This window comes from Paracoccus zhouxuedongae, from assembly GCF_041927815.1.
GTDB lineage: Bacteria > Pseudomonadota > Alphaproteobacteria > Rhodobacterales > Rhodobacteraceae > Paracoccus.
In genome coordinates this window covers 212,769-230,587 of record NZ_JBHFHM010000006.1, presented here as the reverse complement: position 1 = coordinate 230,587, position 17,819 = coordinate 212,769, and the positions used below count along the sequence as shown (strand labels likewise).

18 protein-coding genes and 1 pseudogene are annotated in these 17,819 nt (G+C 66.0%); 10 read left to right on the top strand and 9 right to left on the bottom strand.

Going from position 1 to position 17,819, the window contains the following annotated elements; genetic code table 11:
- Together ACEYYA_RS09575 and rbsD are read right to left on the bottom strand one after the other, a co-directional pair.
- Window positions 1-77, bottom strand: a pseudogene (locus ACEYYA_RS09575) (IS5/IS1182 family transposase); the annotation flags it as partial.
- Window positions 78-249: 172 nt separating this feature from the next.
- A complete protein-coding gene (gene rbsD / locus ACEYYA_RS09570; RefSeq protein WP_374800006.1) occupies window positions 250-627 on the bottom strand; it encodes a D-ribose pyranase in 378 nt (125 codons plus the stop codon).
- Window positions 628-776: 149 nt separating this feature from the next.
- On the opposite strand from rbsD, the gene ACEYYA_RS09565 reads away from it, so the two are divergent.
- The 4 genes from ACEYYA_RS09565 (at window position 777) to ACEYYA_RS09550 (ending at window position 2,982) form a co-directional block, all read left to right on the top strand.
- Complete coding sequence (locus ACEYYA_RS09565; RefSeq protein WP_374800004.1) at window positions 777-1,901, top strand: flavin-containing monooxygenase; 1,125 nt, start codon at window positions 777-779, stop codon at window positions 1,899-1,901.
- Between the two features lie 34 nt (window positions 1,902-1,935).
- Window positions 1,936-2,235 carry a hypothetical protein gene (locus ACEYYA_RS09560; RefSeq protein ID WP_374800002.1) on the top strand — a complete coding sequence of 100 codons (300 nt, stop codon included), beginning with the start codon at window positions 1,936-1,938 and terminating at the stop codon, window positions 2,233-2,235.
- 72 nt (window positions 2,236-2,307) lie between these two features.
- Window positions 2,308-2,514, top strand: coding sequence for a hypothetical protein (locus tag ACEYYA_RS09555; protein WP_374800000.1), 207 nt, complete (start codon window positions 2,308-2,310; stop codon window positions 2,512-2,514).
- Window positions 2,515-2,754: 240 nt separating this feature from the next.
- Window positions 2,755-2,982: a hypothetical protein gene (locus ACEYYA_RS09550; RefSeq protein WP_374799998.1), complete on the top strand. Its 228-nt coding sequence runs from the start codon at window positions 2,755-2,757 to the stop codon at window positions 2,980-2,982.
- 1,143 nt (window positions 2,983-4,125) lie between these two features.
- Here ACEYYA_RS09550 and ACEYYA_RS09545 read toward each other — a convergent pair.
- The 3 genes from ACEYYA_RS09545 to glyA all read right to left on the bottom strand — a co-directional run bounded on the left by ACEYYA_RS09545 (window position 4,126) and on the right by glyA (window position 6,995).
- Entirely contained in the window at window positions 4,126-4,890 is a 765-nt protein-coding gene (locus ACEYYA_RS09545; RefSeq protein WP_374799996.1) for an alpha/beta fold hydrolase, read from the bottom strand.
- Between the two features lie 342 nt (window positions 4,891-5,232).
- The gene (locus tag ACEYYA_RS09540) at window positions 5,233-5,610 is read right to left on the bottom strand and encodes a DUF817 family protein (protein ID WP_374799994.1); all 378 of its coding nucleotides are present in this window, start codon (window positions 5,608-5,610) and stop codon (window positions 5,233-5,235) included.
- Window positions 5,611-5,708: 98 nt separating this feature from the next.
- Window positions 5,709-6,995, bottom strand: coding sequence for a serine hydroxymethyltransferase (gene glyA, locus ACEYYA_RS09535; RefSeq protein WP_374799992.1), 1,287 nt, complete (start codon window positions 6,993-6,995; stop codon window positions 5,709-5,711).
- A 150-nt stretch (window positions 6,996-7,145) separates the two neighbouring features.
- On the opposite strand from glyA, the gene ACEYYA_RS09530 reads away from it, so the two are divergent.
- The gene (locus tag ACEYYA_RS09530; RefSeq protein ID WP_374799990.1) at window positions 7,146-7,895 is read left to right on the top strand and encodes an NAD kinase; all 750 of its coding nucleotides are present in this window, start codon (window positions 7,146-7,148) and stop codon (window positions 7,893-7,895) included.
- On the opposite strand, the gene ACEYYA_RS09525 is transcribed toward ACEYYA_RS09530, so the two are convergent.
- From ACEYYA_RS09525 to ACEYYA_RS09515, 3 genes are read right to left on the bottom strand one after another with little or no spacing between them, the layout of a single operon-like run.
- Window positions 7,892-9,232, bottom strand: a complete 1,341-nt coding sequence (locus ACEYYA_RS09525; RefSeq protein ID WP_374799988.1) for an MATE family efflux transporter — start codon at window positions 9,230-9,232, stop codon at window positions 7,892-7,894. The two genes, ACEYYA_RS09530 and ACEYYA_RS09525, sit on opposite strands and share 4 nt — an antisense overlap.
- Entirely contained in the window at window positions 9,216-9,746 is a 531-nt protein-coding gene (locus ACEYYA_RS09520) for a PaaI family thioesterase (protein ID WP_374799986.1), read from the bottom strand. The genes ACEYYA_RS09525 and ACEYYA_RS09520 overlap by 17 nt, the downstream gene beginning before the upstream one ends.
- Complete coding sequence (locus ACEYYA_RS09515; RefSeq protein ID WP_374799984.1) at window positions 9,743-10,216, bottom strand: PaaI family thioesterase; 474 nt, start codon at window positions 10,214-10,216, stop codon at window positions 9,743-9,745. The genes ACEYYA_RS09520 and ACEYYA_RS09515 overlap by 4 nt, the downstream gene beginning before the upstream one ends.
- A 131-nt stretch (window positions 10,217-10,347) precedes the next feature.
- On the opposite strand from ACEYYA_RS09515, the gene ACEYYA_RS09510 reads away from it, so the two are divergent.
- The 5 genes from ACEYYA_RS09510 to ACEYYA_RS09490 all read left to right on the top strand — a co-directional run bounded on the left by ACEYYA_RS09510 (window position 10,348) and on the right by ACEYYA_RS09490 (window position 16,764).
- Window positions 10,348-10,722 carry a MerR family transcriptional regulator gene (locus ACEYYA_RS09510; RefSeq protein ID WP_374799982.1) on the top strand — a complete coding sequence of 125 codons (375 nt, stop codon included), beginning with the start codon at window positions 10,348-10,350 and terminating at the stop codon, window positions 10,720-10,722.
- Window positions 10,723-10,849: 127 nt separating this feature from the next.
- The gene (locus ACEYYA_RS09505) at window positions 10,850-11,233 is read left to right on the top strand and encodes a MerR family transcriptional regulator (RefSeq protein ID WP_374799980.1); all 384 of its coding nucleotides are present in this window, start codon (window positions 10,850-10,852) and stop codon (window positions 11,231-11,233) included.
- A gap of 32 nt (window positions 11,234-11,265) precedes the next feature.
- Window positions 11,266-13,044 (top strand): acyl-CoA dehydrogenase C-terminal domain-containing protein, encoded by a 1,779-nt coding sequence (locus ACEYYA_RS09500; RefSeq protein ID WP_374799978.1) that lies wholly within the window; start codon window positions 11,266-11,268, stop codon window positions 13,042-13,044.
- A 312-nt stretch (window positions 13,045-13,356) separates the two neighbouring features.
- Entirely contained in the window at window positions 13,357-14,568 is a 1,212-nt protein-coding gene (locus tag ACEYYA_RS09495; protein WP_374799976.1) for an acetyl-CoA C-acetyltransferase, read from the top strand.
- A gap of 12 nt (window positions 14,569-14,580) precedes the next feature.
- Entirely contained in the window at window positions 14,581-16,764 is a 2,184-nt protein-coding gene (locus ACEYYA_RS09490; RefSeq protein ID WP_374799974.1) for a 3-hydroxyacyl-CoA dehydrogenase NAD-binding domain-containing protein, read from the top strand.
- 130 nt (window positions 16,765-16,894) lie between these two features.
- On the opposite strand, the gene ACEYYA_RS09485 is transcribed toward ACEYYA_RS09490, so the two are convergent.
- Complete coding sequence (locus ACEYYA_RS09485; protein WP_374799972.1) at window positions 16,895-17,818, bottom strand: DMT family transporter; 924 nt, start codon at window positions 17,816-17,818, stop codon at window positions 16,895-16,897.
- Window position 17,819 lies beyond the last annotated feature (1 nt).

Below are 17,819 nucleotides of genomic sequence, written 5' to 3'. Positions count from 1 at the left end.
GGCTTGCCGTGGCTCTTCGGAAAGAACGGCGCGAGGCGCGCCATCTGCGCCTCGGTCAGCCAGAAAAGGTTGCTCATGATCCAGTCTCCTTGCGGAGCGTGAATCAGGCCGCATCCAAAAGATCAATGGGTCCTGACCCTAGTAGTCAAGAGCTTTAAAGTGTTCACTAACTCACGTGGCCCCCTGCGCTCCGCGCTTTCGGCGCTGAAATCGTGCCACTGGCACGATGTCCGGGCGCGCCTCACCCCCCTAAAACACCACCCCCGCCCACAGCGCCACATTGGCAAAGGGCGTGTACTCCCCCGTCCGCACCACCGCCCGCGCCGCGCGGCTGGCCTCTTTGAAATCCGTATGGCTGATCCGCGCGCAGGGCAGGCGGGTGGAGAACTCGGCGGCCAGATCCTCGGCGGCTTCCTCGGCAATCGCTGCGCGCTCGACCTGAAGTTCCGACAGCACCGCGTCCAGCACGTCAAACACCCCCGGTACGCCGCGTGTCACCGCCAGGTCGATCACCGGCACGCCGGGCGGCACAGGCAGCCCCGCGTCACCGATCACCAGCAGATCGCCATGCCCCATCGACGCGATTACGCGCGACAGTTCGGCATTCAGAAGGGCAGTCTTCTTCATCGGGTCAGCTCCGGTCCGTATCACGCGCGTGATACGCAAAATATACGCCGAAGATACGCGGCGGATACGGCGAAATTGCGGCTTCCGCAGCGTCATCTGCAACGGCGCACGCGGCCGTGCTAGGCTGGCTGAAAGGTGCGGAGGGGGTCATGCAAACCATCATCATCGGGGCTTCGGCAGCAGGTCTGGCAGCGGCGAAATGCCTTTCGGATCAGGGGATTAAGGCTGATCTGCTGGAGGCCAGCAACACCATCGGCCTGCGCTGGCAAAACCATTATCGGCGCCTGCATCTGCATACGCCGAAATCGCGCTCGGCCTTGCCGGGCCTCGCCTTCCCGCGGTCCGCCCCGCGCTACCCCTCGCGGCAGGATGTCGTTGATTACATTCAGGAATATGCGCGCCATTTCAACCTGCGCCCGACCTTCAACACGCCGGTCAACCGCGTTGCGCCGACGATGGATGGCTGGCAGCTCGACACCCCCGAGGGCGCGCGCCACGCCCGCCACGTGATCCTGGCAACCGGTTATAACAACCTCCCGCATCTGCCTGACAAACCTGGACTTTCCAGCTTTCCGGGGCGCGTGCTTCACGCCGCTGACTATCGCAGCGGTGCGGCGTTCTCGGGCCAAAAGGTGCTGGTCGTCGGTTTTGGGAACTCGGGCTGCGAAATCGCCATCGACTTGCATGAACAGGGCGCCCGTCCCTCGATCTCGGTGCGCGGGCCTGTCAACGTCGTGCCGCGCGACCTGTTCGGCATCCCGATCCTGGCCCTGGGTGAGGTGCTTCGGCATGTGCCGCGTCTGGCAGATCGCCTGAATGCACCGCTTATGCGATTGATATTGGGGGATATTCGCTCGCTTGGCCTGCAACCGCTGGCCTACGGTCCGATGCAGCAGATCGCGCGCGGCCAGATCCCCCTGCTGGATATCGGCACCCTGCGCCTGATGCGTGAGGGGGCGATCACGCGCCAAGCCGGCATCGCCCGGATCGAGGGTCCGCGCGTGATCTTTGATGACGGGCGCAGCGATGATTTCGATGCCATCGTTTTCGCGACGGGTTATCGCCATGGGCTAGAACAGCTTCTGGCCCTTCCGGATGACGAAAAAGAGCGCCGGATCAATGAATTGCGCATGCCGATCGGCCAGCGTCAGATTGATGGGACGGCCGGTTTGCACATTATCGGCGGCTATCTGAGCCCCCGCGGAATGCTGTATGAAATCGGCCATGAGGCGCGCCATATCGCCAGACGCATTGCGGATTCGATGAAAACGTAACGGTTTCTTAAGTTTTGTCTGTCACGAAGGGGCCATGAAAACGATTCTCTTGCCCCTTATCCTGCTCTTGGCCGCCTGTGCCTCACCCGCGCCGCAGTTTTTCGGGGCGTTGCGCCACGATCTGACGGTGGGCGGGATCGGCTTCACCGTCTTTGAAAAGGACGACCGGGTGGAGGTGATCCGCCACGGCTATCTGCCGCGTGCCGCGCGCGACCGGGTGCCAGGTCTGATGCGTCAGGCGGTCGAGCAAGCGACCGGGTGCCGATTACGGGGCGATCTGGTGACAAAATTGCCAGGCGACACGGGTGAGGCGCGCGGCCGCATCGACTGTTAAATCTGATCTGTATCAAGGACGGCTTGCGGGCGGCGTGCTTTCACGGTCCGACATGACTGACAGGAGACGCCGATGAACCGCTTGTTTTTTCTGATCCTGACGCTGAGCGCGCCGACCTTGGCAGGCATCGGCCTTGTGGTGGCGCTGACAATGAACCGGTTTGACACGATGTCCGTCATCGTGGCCGTGGCCATCGGTGCCCTGCTGGGTATTCCCGCCGCATGGATCGTCGCCCGCAAGATTGAGGAGAACGACATCGACCTTGACGACGGGCGCTGAGTCGCGCCCCCGACGGGATTTCGGGCGCGACAGGCGTTTGCTGTTCGTCCGTGCGGGCGTCGGGAAAACGCAAGGACGGCGGGACTGGCCGAGGCGAGGGGTGAGCGGGCAGATCGTCTTGAATTGGTTGGCGACCTTGCTGATCGTGCCACGGCTTCTGGTTCTCTGATATGACCCCGGGCGCCATTCGCGTGCGCAGGCGGGCTGAGCAGAAGCCGGTATGCCTTTCATGCCGGGGGCATGGTTGACGCACTGATCAAATGCCCGCATTCGGCGCAGCCGATCCGGTTGCATTCGCCGTCGGCGTCCGGCGCCGCGAAGGCTATGAACTGTCGCGGGATGATTTGGGGCCATGCCCATGATGAGGGGGCAACGCTGGATGCGCTGAAAGAAAGCCAACGGCCAGCAAGCGCGAGCAGCGGGCCATTGGCCGTTGGCGGCCTGCGTCGGGAAGCCCGTGCGGTCTGACCAGTGGTGACATGGGGCCATGCGCTTTGTGTCGGGTGGTGATGCCCGGTCGGCCGCGCCGCTGGCGTTCATGGTGCGGTGGAGGCGATGAGCCTCATTGGTCGCCCCTTCGCGCCATGGCGCCTTCGCCAATCCATTTCCCTGCGCCAGCGTTCGCGTTGTGCGATGCGAACATCGAAGCGATGTCGCGCCCCGCGTTAGACTTGGCACATTCGGCTGCCGCCGGCGTTTGTCGCTGTTGATCCGCCTGCACTGGCCGGCCGCTGCGTCAAAATGCCCGACCGTTTCGGCCCATTTCCTCAGCGAGATACGCCGCGACGATCGATTTCCGTGGCCTCCGGCGTCCCGCGCAACGGCTCGGGTTACAGGTTGACGCCTGCCGCAGCCGGTATGGACACCTGTCGGAAGATCACCCGTAAGGGGGCAGCCGCCCGCGTCAAGTGCAGGATAATGAAAGACCGCGCGCCTTGCGGCTGGCACGATCAGGTCTGACACCATGGCCACCCATTCCGCTGGACGTCCACGCGCTTTGCGGGCGGCAGGAATGGTTGGGCATCACGCGCGGGCTTCAGGCTTTGGTCCTCGACTGAAGGTCAGGCGTTGCGCGTGTCCTCAAGGAGAGACGGAGTTCCGCTGTGACAGACGGCATCGACGTCGACGCGCAGCTCTGGTGTCGGCTGCGCCTGGCTGGGGAAACACGCTGGTTTCACCGTGGTTTTGGGTGTGCCGACCCTCATCCCTTGGGTGTCAAGCCGGGGCTGTCCTGCGGACGGGCGCGCTTCATGATGCGGATGACCTCGCCCTGACGCGACCGCGGCGAAGTGGCGGGCCTGGGGGCCGCGACGGTTCGGCCCTTGCTCGGACCCCGGGCGGGCCTTTGGCGTGCGGCAGATCGCTCCTGCGGTCGGTCAGACTACCGCGTCTCCATCGTGATACGGTCGTGCGGGTAGCCGGGGACGATGCTGGGCCAGGGACGTCACCGGCAGCAGGCCGTTGGGCGAGATCGCCGCCGCCGCTGACAGCCGCGTCACAGGCTGCACGACAACATGCCTGCTGCGCCCGCACTCGGCCTTCCGCGTTTCACGCGGCCGTCGTCCGCTGCGCGTGCCAAACCGATGGGCGTTGCCGCGCCGGTGTCCTGGGTCAGGACAGAAAGCTGGCCACGGCGGCCTCGACCTGGCGCGGGCGTTCGGCATGCAGCCAGTGGCCCGCGCCATCGATCTGCGTGATCTGCGCCTGTGGAAAAAGCCCCCGGATGTCGTGATGATGCGACGGCTGGATGTAATCCGAGGTTTCGCCGTCCAGAAACAGCGCCGGGCCGTCGAACTGTCCGGCGGGATCGGGCCAGCCGACCAGCCTGTCCATCTGATCGCGCAGCGCCGCCAGATTGAACCGCCAGCGCGCGGGGTTGGCGGACATGTCCAGCGATTGCAGCAGAAAGGCGCGGACGCCGGGATCCTCGATCCGGGTGGACAGGCGGCGGTCGGCCTCGGATCGCAGGGTCAGGTCGTGGCGATCCAAATTCTCCATCGCGTCGATCAGGCCGTTCTGGCTGTGGCCATAGGCGACCGGCGCGATGTCGGCAACGACCAGCCGGGCCACCTTTTCGGGGTGGGTCAGCGCCAGCATCATCGCTGCCTTGCCGCCCATGGAATGCCCAAAGACATGGGCGCGACCGCCCAGATCGTCGATCACGCCGGCCAGATCGCCCGCCAGTGCGGCATAGCCGTGGTCATCCGACCAGGGGCTGTCACCATGGTTGCGCATGTCGACGCTGATGACGCGCCGATCCCGCGCAAGGTGGCGCGCCAGGGCGCCCAGATTGCGCCCCGAGCCGAACAGCCCATGCGCCATGACCAATGGAATAGCCGCGTCCGGGCCGTCGAAGGATGTGATCGCCAGTTTCATGCGGCGATGCTACCCGCCCGCGCCCGCCGGCGCCAGAGGCCGTTGCGCGCCGTCCGCGCCCGGCCTAACCTGCCCGTAGAAAGGCGGTGCGCGATGATGCCGGGGGATGAGATCGCGGCGATGGCCGAACGGGTGCGCGGGTTGATGCGCAAGCGTCTGGGGGCGCGCGGCGATACGCTGGCGCAGGCCGTGGCGCGGCGCGGTGCGGCGCTGCCGCGCAAGCTGCGCCCCGCCGCCAGGACGCTGGCCGAAGCCGAGGCGATCGCCGCCGCCCCCCGCCTTGCGCGTCAGGCCGATCTGGCCGCCCTGCGTCGGCATGAGGCCGCGCTGATCGCCCACCTCTCACCCTTGGGGCGGCGTGGCCGCGTCCTGTCCGCCGTGCGAAGCTGGGCGGCGGCCGTCGTGCTGGGGCTGGTAGTTCTGGCGGGGGTCGTGCTGTGGGTCATGGCGCAGCGCGGCCTGATCGGCCCCTGACCCGGCGCCGACCTTGAACCATTCCATTGCCGTGCCGGTCAGGTGGAACGGCAGGATCACCCGCGCCTCGGTCCAGGTTTCCAGGCGCAAAGCCAGAAACGCCGCCTGAACGACAAGGGCAAAGGCGAACAGCGCGTCATAGCGCGCCACCGGCAAGTCCGGCTGCCAGATGGCGCGGCTGATCAGGATGGCGGCCAGCATCAGCGCGCCGAACAGGCAAGCCCAAGCCTGCTTCAGCACGAACATCACCAGTGCGGCGGCCCAGAATGGCAGCGCGGCCCGAACGCCATCACTCAGATGCCGTTCCAGACCGCGCGCGCTGCGGGGGGGGGGCCGCGCCTGTCTTACATCCCCTGATACAGCGGGAAGCGTTCGCACAAGGCCTCGACCTCGGCTTTCACCTTGGCCTCGACGGCGGTATTGCCCTCATCGCCATTGGCGGCAAGGCCGTCGACGACCTCGACGATCCAGCGGGCGATCTGACGGAACTCGGCCTCGGCAAAGCCGCGCGTGGTGCCGGCGGGCGCGCCCAGACGGATGCCCGAGGTCACGAACGGCTTTTCCGGGTCGAACGGCACGCCGTTCTTGTTGCAGGTGATATGGGCGCGGCCAAGCGCGGCCTCGGCGGCCTTGCCGGTCACCTTTTTCGGGCGCAAGTCGGCCAGGCACAGGTGGTTGTCTGTGCCGCCCGACACGATGTCGATGCCGCCCTTCATCAGCTCATCGGCCATGGCCTGCGCGTTCTTCACCACCTGGGCGGCGTAGTCCTTGAACGAAGGGTCCAGCGCCTCGGCAAAGGCGACGGCCTTGGCGGCGATCACATGCATCAGCGGGCCGCCTTGCAGCCCCGGAAACACCGCCGAGTTGATCTTTTTGGCGATGTCCTCGTGGTTGGTCAGGATCATGCCGCCGCGCGGGCCGCGAAGCGATTTGTGGGTGGTGGTGGTCACCACATGCGCATGGGGCAGGGGCGAGGGATGCGCACCGCCCGCCACCAGACCGGCGATATGGGCCATGTCGACCATCAGATACGCGCCCACCTCATCGGCGATGTCGCGGAAGGCGGCCCAATCCCAGACGCGGCTGTAAGCGGTGCCACCGGCCACTATCAGCTTGGGCTTGTGTTCGCGGGCCTTGGCGCGGATGTCGTCCATATCCAGCAACTGATCCTGCTGGCGCACACCATAGCTGACGACATTGAACCATTTGCCCGACATGTTCACCGGGCTACCATGGGTCAGGTGCCCGCCCGAGTTCAGGTCAAGCCCCATGAAGGTATCGCCCGGCTGCAACAGCGCCAGAAACACCGCCTGGTTCATCTGGCTGCCCGAGTTGGGCTGCACGTTGGCGAAACCGGCGCCGAACAGTTCCTTGGCGCGTTCAATGGCCAGGGTTTCCGCGATGTCGACATATTGGCAGCCGCCGTAATAGCGCTTGCCCGGATAGCCCTCGGCATATTTGTTGGTCAGCACCGATCCCTGCGCTTCAAGCACCGCTTTCGACACGATGTTTTCGCTGGCGATCAGCTCGATCTCGTGGCGCTGGCGGCCCAGCTCCTTGCGGATGGCATCGAAGATCTCGGCGTCGCGGGTGGCAAGGTCTTCGGTGAAGAAGCCGGCATCACGGGTCATCTGTCTCTCCTCGGGCTGATGGCGTGGCTTCATTTAGCAGGGGCGGGGCGGTGCGGAAAGCGCGGAATCCGACGCAGGGGCGCGTGGACGCGGCGCGCTTGCCCTTTGCCGGACGCTTGGGCAAGACTGGCGCCAACACCGGGGGGCATCATGCGCATCCATTTCACCGCATCGCGCGCCGAGGCCGCGCAAGAGGCCCTGTCCGATCTGGGCACGCGCTATGGCCAGCATCCCCGCGCGCAGGCCGACGTGATCGTGGCTTTGGGCGGTGACGGGCTGATGTTGCAGACCCTGCACGATCAGTCGGGGCTGCCGGTTTACGGGATGAATCGCGGCTCGGTCGGGTTTCTGATGAACGAATATGCCGAAGATGGGCTGCTGGACCGCATCAACGCCGCCGAACAGGCGATCATCAATCCGCTGGCGATGCGGGCGGGCAGCGCGGCGGGCGGCGATTATCGCGGGCTGGCGATCAACGAAGTGTCGATCCTGCGCGCCGGACCGCAGGCGGCCAAGCTGCGGATCTCGGTCAACGGCCGGGTGCGGATGGAGGAGTTGATCTGCGACGGCGTCCTGCTCTCGACCCCAGCCGGATCGACCGCCTACAACTATTCCGCCCATGGCCCGATCCTGCCCATCGGCTCCGAGGTGCTGGCGCTGACCCCGATCGCGGCCTTTCGCCCGCGTCGCTGGCGGGGCGCGATCCTGCCCAAGGGTGCGGTGGTGCGCTTTGACGTGCTGGAGGCCGACAAGCGCCCGGTGATGGCCGATGCCGATTCGCGCGGCTTGCGCGATGTCGATTGGGTCGAGGTACGATCGGAACCCGCCGTCAGCCACCGCATCCTGTTCGACCCCGGCCACGGGCTTGAGGAACGGCTGATGCGGGAACAATTCGTCTAGCGCCCCCTGGGCCGGGCGGCCTTGGCCTCGACCCGTGGGTAAAGCCGCGCCATGGTGATGCCCCGCGTCAGGTTCAGCACCATCAGCGCCGCCCACAGCCCGGCATTGCCCAGCGTGGGCAGCAGCACCGCCAGGGCGATCAGATAGACCGCGACCGAAGCCAGCATGGCGTTGCGCATCTCGCGCGTCAGGGTGGCGCCGATGAAGATGCCGTCCAGCATCCAGGCGGCAATGCCGATCACCGGCGCGACTGCGACAAAAGGCAGCAGCGCGCCCGCGGCGGCGCGCACCTGCGGCTCGGTCGTCATCACCGCGATCAGCGACGGGCCAAGGATCAGGAAGGCGAGGCCCAGCACCGCCGCGCCCCCCGCACCCCATTGCCCGGTCAGGATCGCGGCGCGGCGCAGCCGGTCGGGGCGGCGCGCGCCGACGGCCTGGCCGACCAGCGTCTCGGCGGCAAAGGCAAAGCCATCCAGCGCATAGGCGGTGATTTCCAGAAATTGCAGCAGCACCTGATTGGCGGCCAGTTGCACATCGCCATGCCCCGCGCCCAGGAACAGAAAGGTGGTGAAGCTGGCCTGCAACAGCACCGACCGGATCATGATGTCGCTGTTGACCGACCAGATCTCGCGCAGGCGGTCACGGTCGAACAGCCGCGCTGCATGGCGCAGGGCGGGCTGCATCAGCACGCCGCGCGCCAGCCACAGGCCAAGCGCCAGCCCCGCGATCTCGGCGATCAGGGTGGCGGTGGCGACGCCCTTGACGCCCCAGCCCAGACCCAGAACGAACCACAGATCCAGCGCCACATTCAGCCCGTTCATCAGCAGTTGCAGGGCCAGCACGGCGCGGGCGCGCTCGGTCGCGATCAGCCAGCCGGTCAGCGCATAAAGGGCGATGGTCGCGGGCGCACCCCAGATGCGGATCGCCAGATAGTCGCGCACAAGCCCGGTGACCTGATCGCTGGCGGGCGCGAGGGCAAAGGCCGCGGCAAACAGCGGGCCTTGCAGCGCGATCAGGGCCAGCCCCGCCGCGCCTGCGATCATCAGCGCGCGCGCCAGATGGGCGCCGACCTCGGCCTGATCGCCCGCGCCATGGGCCTGCGCGACCAGCCCCGATGTGCCCATGCGCAGAAAGCCGAACACCCAATAGATCGTCGCCAGAATGACCGCGCCAATGCCGACCGCACCGATCGGCGCGGCCTGACCCATCTGCCCGACCACGGCGGTATCGACCGCCCCCAGGATCGGCACGGTGACATTGGCGATGACAATGGGCAGCGCGATCGCCAGCACGCGCCGGTGGCTCAGCGGGCGGCTGTCGTCAACTGCGGGGGGCATCGGACTGAGGCATCACGAAATGCCCCGTCGCCTGGGCGAACAGGCGGGTGCGGTTGTCCTGCCAGGCCTCGACATGAACGCTGGCATAGCGCCGACCCGACCGGTTCACCCGCGCCCGCGCATAGGCATCGCGCGGCAGACCGGAACGCAGGTAATCGACGGTGAAATCAATCGTCTTGGGCAGGCGCGGCAGATGCAGCGGGTCCAGCCCACCGGCATCGACACGGCCGGCCTCGACATCCTCCCACAGCATCGACCAGGACAATTCGATGATCGCCGTGGTTTCCAGAAACGCCGCCGTCACTCCGCCATGGATCGCGGGCAGCAAGGGGTTGCCGATCAGCTTGTCGTCAAAGGGCAGGATCGCTGTCAGCTCATCGCCGCGGCGGTCGAACTGGATGCCCAGGAACTGAATATAGGGCACGCCCGACACAAGCGCACGCAGCGCGGCATCGCGGCGCTGCTTGATCTGATGCAGGGGTTCGTTGCGGCTGCCTTGGCTGGTGTCGGTCATGCTGTTGCCTTGGGCTTGCGGCTGCGTTCGATGGTGAAGGCGCCGGTGGCCATGGCGACCGGCGTTTCGGTGTCGGTGTCGTCATGGGCGGTGGCGCGCACGAAGGCGACCGACCGGGTGACGTGATAGCATTCGGCCCGCGCGGTGATCGCCGATCCGGGCCGCGCGGCGCGCATGTAGTCAATGCGCAGATCAATGGTCGCCGTCGCCGCCGGGCTTTCGGGATGGCTCAGCACCGCCGCGCCGCAGCAGGTATCCATCAGCGCCGACACCGCACCGCCATGGATCACCCCGCTGCGCGGATCGCCCACCAGCCGCAGATCGTAGGGCATGGTGATCGTGGCGCGCCCGGCGGCGATCTCCTGGATCTCCATGCCCAGGGCGCGCGAATGCGGGATCGCCTCGATGAATTGGCGGGCCATCTGCAAAAGCCCCTCGCCGCTGGGGGGGTGTTCGGTGATCTCGCTCATCTTCGGCCTTTCGGGTGGCGGTGCGTGGCGCAGTATCGGCCCGGCCCCGGCCCGGCGCAACCCCGCCCCACATCCAAGGCGGTTGTCATGGCCGCCCGCATCCGGCTAAGGTTGCGCAAAGGATGACCGCGATGGCCGAACAGCAGCTGACCTTCAAGGAAATGTGCGCGCGTTTCGACGTGACGCCGCGCACCTTGCGTTACTACGAATATATCGAACTGCTCAGCCCGCAGAAACAAGGCCGGTCGCGGTTCTATGGCCCGCGTGAGGTGGCGCGGATGACGCTGATCCTGCGCGGCCGCCGCTGGGGCTTCAGCCTTGAGGAAATCCGCCAGTGGCTGCTGATCTACGACAAGAAGGGGTCGTCGGAACAGAACCAGGTCTGGGTCGATCTGGCCGACCGACAGCTTGCCGTGCTTGAGGCGCAGCGCGCCGAGATGGACAAGACCATCGCCGAACTGCGCGCCACCCGTGATGAGGTCGCCCGCCAGTTGCACCGCGCCTGATCGCGGCTTTCCGTGACGACAGCCGCCCCCGTGACGTGACGTTTCGTTTACGCGCGCGTCAACTTGGCACTACATTCATGGCAGGGATCGCCCCCGGCAGCGGGTGGCGGTGAAAGGGGGCCTGCCGATGTCAGACGATCTGATGACCATTCGCCAGATGTGCGACGCCTTCGACGTCACCGCGCGCACCCTTCGCTTTTACGAGGCGCGCGAATTGCTGGCGCCGATCCGGCAGGGTCAGAAACGCCTGTATACCCGCCGCGACCGGGGTCGGCTGACGCTGATCCTGCGCGGCAAGCGCTTCGGCTTCAGCCTTGAGGAGATCCGGCAATTGCTGGACCTTTATGAACCCGGTGAGGGCAGCCGCGACCAGATTGCGCGCACCGCCGATGCCGCCCGCGCCCGGCTGGGCATCCTGACCGCCCAGCAGGCTGAACTGACCACCGCCATTGACGAGCTGCGCGGCGAGATCGCGCGGCTGGATACCATGCTGGCGGGCCAGCAAGCCTGACCCGCCCCACCACGACAACAGGGAGAACCGACATGCCCAGCTATACGCCCCCCACCCGCGACATGCAGTTCCTGCTGCACGACGTGCTGAACGTCGCGCAATCCGGCATTCCGGGTTACGAGGATCTGGATGCGGATACCACCGGCGCCATCCTCGAGGCCGCGGGCCAGCTTGCCTCTGAAGTGCTGGCGCCTCTGAACAGCGTCGGTGACACCGAGGGCTGCGTGCTGGAAAACGGCGTGGTGCGCACCCCGAAAGGCTTCAAGGAGGCGTTCGAGGCGGTGAAGGAGGGCGGCTGGACCGCGCTGGATTGCGACCCCGAATATGGCGGGCAGGGCATGCCCTATGTGATGGGGCTGGCCACCGGCGAATTGTTCGTCAGCGCCAACATGGCCTTCAACATGTATCAGGGTCTGACCCATGGCGCCTATTCGGCGATACATGTCCACGGCACGGACGAGCAGAAGGCGACCTATCTGCCCAAGATGGTCTCCTGCGACTGGACGGGCACGATGAACCTGACCGAGCCGCATTGCGGCACCGATCTGGGCCTCTTGCGCACCAAGGCCGAACCGCAGGATGACGGCAGCTATCTGATCACCGGGCAGAAGATCTTCATCTCGGCGGGCGATCACGATCTGTCGGAAAACGTCATCCATCTGGTGCTGGCCAAGGCGCCGGGCGGCGGCGAGGGCACCAAGGGCATTTCGCTGTTCATCGTGCCGAAGTTCCTGGTGAACGAGGACGGATCCCTGGGCGATCGCAACGCCGTCTCGGTCGGCAAGGTCGAGGAGAAGATGGGCATCCACGGCAATTCGACCTGCGTCATGAACTATGACGCGGCAAAGGGCTGGCTGCTGGGCGACCTGCACAAGGGGATGCGGGCGATGTTCACGATGATGAACGAAGCCCGCCTGGGCGTCGGCCTGCAAGGCTATGCGGTGGCCGAAGCCGCCTATCAGAACGCCGTCGCCTATGCCAAGGACCGCCTGCAAGGCCGCGCCGTGACCGGGGCCGAAAACCCCAGTGGCCCCGCCGATCCGCTGATCGTGCATCCCGACATCCGCCGCAATCTGATGGACCAGAAATCCACCATCGAGGGCGCGCGGGCACTGGCCTTCTGGGGGGCCGAGCTGATCGACCGCGGCCACAAGCTGGGCGACAAGAAGGCCGAGGGGCTGATCAGCCTGCTGACCCCGGTCATCAAGGGCTTCCTGACCGACAAGGGCTTCGAGATCGCGGTGAACGCCCAGCAGGTCTATGGCGGGCACGGCTATATCGAGGAATGGGGCATGTCGCAATTCGCCCGCGACGCCCGCATCACCATGATCTACGAAGGCGCCAACGGCGTGCAGGCGCTGGACCTGGTGGGCCGCAAGCTGGCCGCCGAGGGCGGCGCGCCGCTGATGGGCTTTTTCGAGATGGTCAAGGGCTTCATCAAGGAGCACGGCAGCGATGAGGCCCTGAAGGCCGACTTTCTGGAACCGCTGAAAGCCGCCTCGAAAGACCTTCAGGATGCCGCGATGTATTTCATGGCCGAAGGGATGAAGAACCCGAACAACGCGCTGGCCGGGTCTTACGACTTCATGCACCTGTTCGGCCATACCGTGCTGGGCCTGATGTGGGCGCGCATGGCGGTGGCGGCGAAAGCCGCGCTGGCCGCGGGCGCGGCGGACGCCGGTTTCTACGAAACCAAGCTGGCAACCGGGCGCTATTACATGGCGCGCCAATTGCCGATGACGGCGACACATCTGGCGCGCATCAAGACCGGCGCCGCCACGGTGATGGCGCTGGACGCCGACCAGTTCTGAGATCAACCGCAGGGCCGCGCCACAGCGGCCCTGCCATAGGATTGCCGCGCGGCTGGATGGAAAGGTTTTTTGAGTATTTGGACAAAGAGGAAGGGCAAAGGACGCGCCCCGGCCACCCCCACCACTACAGCGGGCCTGGCTATTCACCGGCAACCGGGGCGACTTCCCCTTTGACGGTCATCGGCTCTCCAGCCTGTACCGTGGGATTGGCTTAGCAGCGGAAAGTTAAGAAACTGCCAATGCCATTTCCTCTTTGCAAAAATACTCACTTGCCACCCCATCCACCCGCGCCCCGCCAAAACGGAGGAACCCATGTCTGACGCCTATATCTATGATGCCTGCCGCACCCCTCGCGGCAAGGGCCGCCCGGATGGCAGCCTGCACGAAGTCACCTCGCTGGCGCTGTCGGCGCGGCTGCTGAACGCGGTCAAGGATCGCAACGGGCTGGAAGGCCATGCGGTCGAGGATGTGATCTGGGGCAACGTCACCCAGGTCAAGGAACAGGGCGGCTGCCTGGCGCGCAGCGCCGTGCTGGCGTCCAATCTGGATGAGCGTATCCCCGGCCTGTCGATCAACCGCTTCTGCGCAAGCGGGATGGAGGCCGTGAACCTGGCCGCCAACCAGGTCAAGGGCGGCGCGGGTCAGGCCTATATCGCGGGCGGGGTCGAGATGATGGGCCGCGTGGCCATGGGCAGCGACGGCGCGGCGATTGCCGTCGATCCCAGCCTGGCAATGAAGACCTATTTCGTGCCGCAGGGCATTTCCGCCGACATCATCGCCACTGAATACGGCTTTACCCGCGAACAGGCCGATGCCCTGGCCGTTGAAAGCCAGCGTCGCGCCGCCGAGGCCTGGGCCGACAACCGCTTCGGCAAGTCCATCGTTCCGGTCGTCGACCAGAATGGCATCGTCATCCTGGACCGCGACGAATACATGCGCCCCGGCACCACGATCGAGGATCTGGCGAAGCTGAAGGCCAGCTTCAAGGACATGGGCGAGGTGATGCCCGGCTTCGACAAGGTTGCGATGCTGAAATACCCGCATCTGTCGGCGATCAACCACATCCACCATGCCGGGAACTCCTCGGGCATCGTGGATGGCGCCGCCGCCGTGCTGATCGGCAACAAGGCCTTTGGCGAGCAATTCGGTCTGAAGCCCCGCGCCCGCATCCGTGCTACCGCCAAGATCGGCACCGACCCGACGATCATGCTGACCGGCCCGGTGCCCGTGACCGAAAAGATCCTCAAGGACAGCGGCATGTCGATCAGCGACATCGACCTGTTCGAGGTGAACGAGGCCTTCGCGGCGGTCGTGCTGCGCTTCATGCAGGCCTTCGACGTCAGCCCCGACAAAGTGAACGTGAACGGCGGCGCGATGGCCATGGGGCACCCCCTGGGCGCGACCGGTGCGATCATCATCGGCACCCTGCTGGACGAGCTTGAGCGGCGTGACCTGTCGACCGGCCTTGCGACCCTTTGCATCGCGTCCGGCATGGGCGCGGCCACCATCATCGAGCGCGTGTAAGGAGCCCCTGACATGACCGATTTCTCCATGAAAACCGGCGACAACGGCGTCGCCATCATCACCTGGGACGTCCCCGGCAAATCGATGAACGTGCTCTCGATGACTGGCGCGTCCGAGCTGAACGACCTGATCGACGCGGCCCTGGCCGATGAGGCGGTCAAGGGCATCGTCATCACGAGCGGAAAGAAAGACTTCGCCGCCGGGATGGATCTGAATGTCATCGCCGGGATGAAAGAGGGCGGCGCGCAGGGCGTGTTCGACGGCGTGATGGGCCTGCACCATCTGCTGCGCAAGATCGAACGCGCAGGCATGGACCCCAAGACGCTGAAGGGTGGCAAGCCGATCGCCGCCGCGCTGCCTGGCACCGCGCTTGGCATCGGGCTGGAACTGCCGCTGTCCACCCACCGCATCTTTGCCGCCGACAACCCGAAGGCCAAGATCGGCCTGCCGGAAATCATGGTCGGCATCTTCCCCGGCGCCGGTGGCACCACGCGCCTGGCCCGCAAGCTGGGCGCGATGATGGCCGCGCCCTTCCTGCTGGAAGGCAAGCTCAGCGACCCCAAGGCCGCCAAATCCTCGGGCCTGATCGATGAGGTTGTGGCCGATCCCGTCGCCGCCGCGACCGACTGGGTGCTGGCCGCGAAAGACGCCGACCTGGTCAAGCCGTGGGATGCCAAGGGCTACAAGATGCCCGGCGGTGAGCCGTTCCATCCGGCGGGCTTCATGACCTTTGTCGGTGCCTCTGCGATGGTGCACGGCAAGACCATGGGCGTCTATCCGGCGGCCAAGGCGCTGCTGAGCGCGGTTTACGAAGGCGCGATGGTGCCCTTTGACCAGGCGCTGAAGATCGAGGCCCGCTGGTTCACCAACGTCATCATGAACCCCTCGTCCGGTGCGATGATCCGGTCGCTGTTCATCAACAAGGAGGCGCTGGAAAAAGGCGCGAACCGCCCGGCTGTCGGGGATGAAACGGTGAAAAAGGTCGGCATCCTGGGGGCCGGGATGATGGGTGCGGGCATCGCATATGTGTCGGCCATGGCCGGCATCGAGGTGGTGCTGATCGACGCCAAGCAAGAGGCCGCCGACAAGGGCAAGGCCTATTCGACCGGCCTTCTGGACAAGGCCATCGCCCGCAAGAAATCGACCGAGGAGAAAAAGGCCGAAGTGCTGGCCCGCATCACCGCCACCACCGATTACGCCGCGCTGGAAGGCTGCGACCTGATCGTGGAAGCGGTGTTCGAGGACGTCGGCGTCAAGGCCGATGTCACCGCCAAGGCCGAAGCCGTGATCCCCAAGGACGCGATCTTCGCCACCAACACCTCGACCCTGCCGATCAGCGAGCTGGCCAAGGCCAGTGCGCGCCCCGATCAGTTCATCGGCATCCACTTCTTTTCGCCCGTCGACAAGATGCTGCTGGTCGAGATCATCAAGGGCAAACAGACCGGCGATCGCGCGGTGGCCAAGGCGCTGGATTTCGTGCGCCAGATCCGCAAGACGCCGATCGTGGTCAATGACGCGCGCTTCTTCTACGCCAACCGCTGCATCATCCCCTATATCAACGAAGGCATCCGCATGGTGGCCGAAGGCGTGAACCCCACGCTGATCGAAAACGCCGCCAAGATGATGGGCATGCCGCTGGGGCCGCTGCAACTGGTCGATGAAACCTCGATCGACCTGGGCGTCAAGATCGCCAAGGCGACCAAGGCCGCGATGGGCGACGCCTATCCCGACAGCGCGGTGGATGAGGTGCTGTTCTGGATGGCCGATCAGGGGCGTTTGGGCAAAAAGGCCAGTGCGGGCTTCTACGCCTATGACGATGCCGGCAAGCGCGGCGGTCTGTGGGACGGTCTGGCCGACCAATACCCCGAGGCCGAGACCCAGCCCGAACTGACCACCGTCCAGCACCGCCTGATGATGGCACAGACGCTTGAGGCCGTGCGCGCGCTGGAGGAAGGCGTGCTCGAGGACATCCGCGAAGGCGATGTCGGCGCGATCCTTGGCTGGGGCTATGCGCCCTGGTCGGGTGGCCCCTTCGGCTGGCTCGACATGCTGGGCGCGCCCCGCGCGGTCGAGATCACCGAAAGCCTGACCCGCGACTTCGGCGACCGCTTCGCCACCCCCGCGCTGCTGCGCGAGATGGCGGACAAGGGCCAGACCTTCTATGGCCGCTTCGGGGCTGACAAGAAAGCGGCCTAAGCCCTTTCTTCTGTGCGAAAATACTCCGGGGGGGTGAGGAAGGTCAGGAAAAGGTCCGGTGGACCTTTTCCCCGACGAACGCCCTCGCCCCCCTGGGGCGAGGGCTGGGGGGCAGCGCCCCCCGGACCTCTCAACCCTCGGACCGGCTGACGATCAGCGCACCGGCCAGCACGATCAGCCCCATCCCAGCCACGGCCACCAGCCCCGGCACCTCGCCCCACAGGACGGAGCCCCAGGCCGCCGTCACCGGCAGCAGGATGTATTCAAAGACCGATGCCCGGCTGGCCGCCGTCGCCTGATAGCCCTTGACCATCATCGTCACCGCAAACAGCGACCCCGCCGCCTGCACGAAGGTCCACCACAGCGTCACGCCATTCGGTGCCTGCACGCCGCGCAGCAGAAAGCCCGGATCGCTGCCGCCGCCCTGTGGCCACAGGGTAAAGACGATCGTGCCCAGCAGACCCATCAGCCCGATCGCCACGAAAAATCCCGCCGTCATCACCTCGGCGCTTTCGCCCGCGCACCATTCGCGCGTCGCCAGATTGCCAAGCGCGTAAAAGAACCCCGCCGCGACTGGCAGCGCCGCGACCCAACTGATCGGCGCCTGCGATCCGGGGCGCAGCACCAGCAGGATGCCCAGAAAGCCGATCGCCACCGCCGCCACCGACAGCCAGCCGATGCGGTGGCCATAGATCAGGCGCGACAACAGCAGCACAAAGATCGGCGCGGTGAACAGCCCGGCGGCCACCTGCGGCACCGGCAGAAACCCAAGGCCGGCAAAATACAAAAGCATCGCGGTGGCATGAACCACTGACCGTGCCGCCACCGCGCGGGGCCGGAGCGGCCGCAGGCCCAGCCCGGTGATCGCGCCATACGCCGCCACCAGAGCAAGTGCCATCACGCTGCGCATCGCGTGGAACTGCCACAGCCCGACATCGGCGGCGATCACCCGCACGAAATTGTCGGTGAAGCCGATCACGACGGCATAGATCAGGATGAACAGCGCCGCCGCCCGCGCGCCCGTCAGCTTGTGTTGCACCACGCCGGACCCCATG